This is a genomic window from Zunongwangia sp. HGR-M22 (assembly GCF_027594425.1).
In the GTDB taxonomy this organism is placed as follows: Bacteria; Bacteroidota; Bacteroidia; order Flavobacteriales; family Flavobacteriaceae; genus Zunongwangia.
Genome location: NZ_CP115159.1, coordinates 787501 through 790000 on the forward strand (window position 1 = coordinate 787501; position 2500 = coordinate 790000).

Here is a 2500-nt window from a genome sequence, read left to right on the forward strand (position 1 = left end):
TCCCGGACTTTTAAATGAGTTCATTGACATATTGAATTGACAAACGACATTTTTTAATAGTACTGTATGGTATTATAAAAAAAATGGAAGTGTAGAATTAAGAATTAAGACTAGAGAGTCGTCTTTTGAGCTTTAAACTTCTTATTTATATAAGAACGCAAACTTAAGATTTGATTGTTACATATTAATGAAACAACGATGAAGAGTTTGATCCTGGCTCAGGATGAACGCTAGCGGCAGGCTTAACACATGCAAGTCGAGGGGTAACAGGGGAAAGCTTGCTTTTCTGCTGACGACCGGCGCACGGGTGCGTAACGCGTATGCAATCTACCTCTTACTGAGGGATAGCCCATGGAAACGTGGATTAATACCTCATAGTATTATGAATTAGCATTGATTTGTAATTAAAGGTTACGGTAAGAGATGAGCATGCGTCCTATTAGCTAGATGGTAAGGTAACGGCTTACCATGGCAACGATAGGTAGGGGTCCTGAGAGGGAGATCCCCCACACTGGTACTGAGACACGGACCAGACTCCTACGGGAGGCAGCAGTGAGGAATATTGGACAATGGGCGAGAGCCTGATCCAGCCATGCCGCGTGCAGGAAGACTGCCCTATGGGTTGTAAACTGCTTTTACAGAGGAAGAAACCCCTTTACGTGTAAAGGGCTGACGGTACTCTGCGAATAAGGATCGGCTAACTCCGTGCCAGCAGCCGCGGTAATACGGAGGATCCAAGCGTTATCCGGAATCATTGGGTTTAAAGGGTCCGTAGGCGGATTTATAAGTCAGTGGTGAAAGTCTTCCGCTTAACGGGAGAACTGCCATTGATACTGTAGATCTTGAATTATTATGAAGTGGTTAGAATGTGTAGTGTAGCGGTGAAATGCATAGATATTACACAGAATACCGATTGCGAAGGCAGATCACTAATAATATATTGACGCTGATGGACGAAAGCGTAGGTAGCGAACAGGATTAGATACCCTGGTAGTCTACGCCGTAAACGATGGTTACTAGCTGTCCGGCCCAATTGAGGGCTGGGTGGTTAAGCGAAAGTGATAAGTAACCCACCTGGGGAGTACGTTCGCAAGAATGAAACTCAAAGGAATTGACGGGGGCCCGCACAAGCGGTGGAGCATGTGGTTTAATTCGATGATACGCGAGGAACCTTACCAGGGCTTAAATGCAGTCTGACGTATTTGGAAACAGATATTTCTTCGGACAGATTGCAAGGTGCTGCATGGTTGTCGTCAGCTCGTGCCGTGAGGTGTCAGGTTAAGTCCTATAACGAGCGCAACCCCTGTGGTTAGTTGCCAGCACGTAATGGTGGGAACTCTAGCCAGACTGCCGGTGCAAACCGTGAGGAAGGTGGGGATGACGTCAAATCATCACGGCCCTTACGTCCTGGGCCACACACGTGCTACAATGGTAGGGACAGAGAGCAGCCACTTCGCGAGAAGGAGCGAATCTATAAACCCTATCACAGTTCGGATCGTAGTCTGCAACTCGACTACGTGAAGCTGGAATCGCTAGTAATCGCATATCAGCCATGATGCGGTGAATACGTTCCCGGGCCTTGTACACACCGCCCGTCAAGCCATGGAAGCTGGGGGTACCTGAAGTCCGTTACCGCAAGGAGCGGCCTAGGGTAAAACTAGTAACTGGGGCTAAGTCGTAACAAGGTAGCCGTACCGGAAGGTGCGGCTGGAACACCTCCTTTCTAGAGCAGAACCTTATTTTAGAATAAGGAACTGGCAATTAGATTTAGGGAAGTTCAAAAGCAAGTCCTTTTGGTCTTGATTCTTAATTTGTCAATTTGATTATATGGACAGTCTCATAGCTCAGCTGGTTAGAGCGCTACACTGATAATGTAGAGGTCGGCAGTTCGAGTCTGCCTGAGACTACTTTAAAGAAGTACTTGGAGGGCGAGAGTTTAAAAGTATATGTTCTTACAGATTTATTGAAAGGAAATTTTAGAGGTTAAGTAGCCGTTATAAGTACTGTTAACTGATAACTGGTTAACTGATCACTAAAAACGGGGGATTAGCTCAGCTGGCTAGAGCGCCTGCCTTGCACGCAGGAGGTCATCGGTTCGACTCCGATATTCTCCACCAGGCAATGCTTGGAGATTTGAAAGATAATCTTCATGGTTTGCAGTGGGAAGCATAGATTGTTTATACGTCTATCGCGACTCGCGATCGTTCATTGACATATTGAGAAATAAAGAATACGAGAAACTAACGCTTATTATGCGATAGAGTTTTTAAAAATTCTAAAGTAATAATAGCACAATAAAATAGTTGACAATCATTTAGCAAAGATGATTGTCGCGAGCATATTAGGTAAAAAGCATACAAGCTTATTAAGGGCGTATGGGGAATGCCTAGGCTCTCAGAGGCGAAGAAGGACGTGATAAGCTGCGAAAAGCTATGGGGAGTGGCACATACACATTGATCCGTAGATATCCGAATGGGGCAACCCACTTAATTGAAGATTA

2 tRNA genes and 2 rRNA genes (1 of these 4 cut by a window edge) are annotated in these 2500 nt (G+C 45.3%); all 4 read left to right on the forward strand.

Features of this window, described 5'->3' with window-relative positions:
* Nucleotides 1–195 precede the first annotated feature (195 nt).
* Nucleotides 196–1723 (forward strand): 16S ribosomal RNA (locus PBT91_RS03500).
* A 110-nt stretch (nucleotides 1724–1833) separates the two neighbouring features.
* Nucleotides 1834–1907 (forward strand) — tRNA-Ile (locus PBT91_RS03505).
* A 133-nt stretch (nucleotides 1908–2040) separates the two neighbouring features.
* Nucleotides 2041–2117, forward strand: a tRNA-Ala gene (locus PBT91_RS03510).
* 236 nt (nucleotides 2118–2353) lie between these two features.
* A 23S ribosomal RNA gene (locus PBT91_RS03515) occupies nucleotides 2354–2500 on the forward strand (it continues 2686 nt past the right edge of the window).
* The 16S and 23S rRNA genes sit together here with 2 tRNA genes alongside, the layout of an rRNA operon.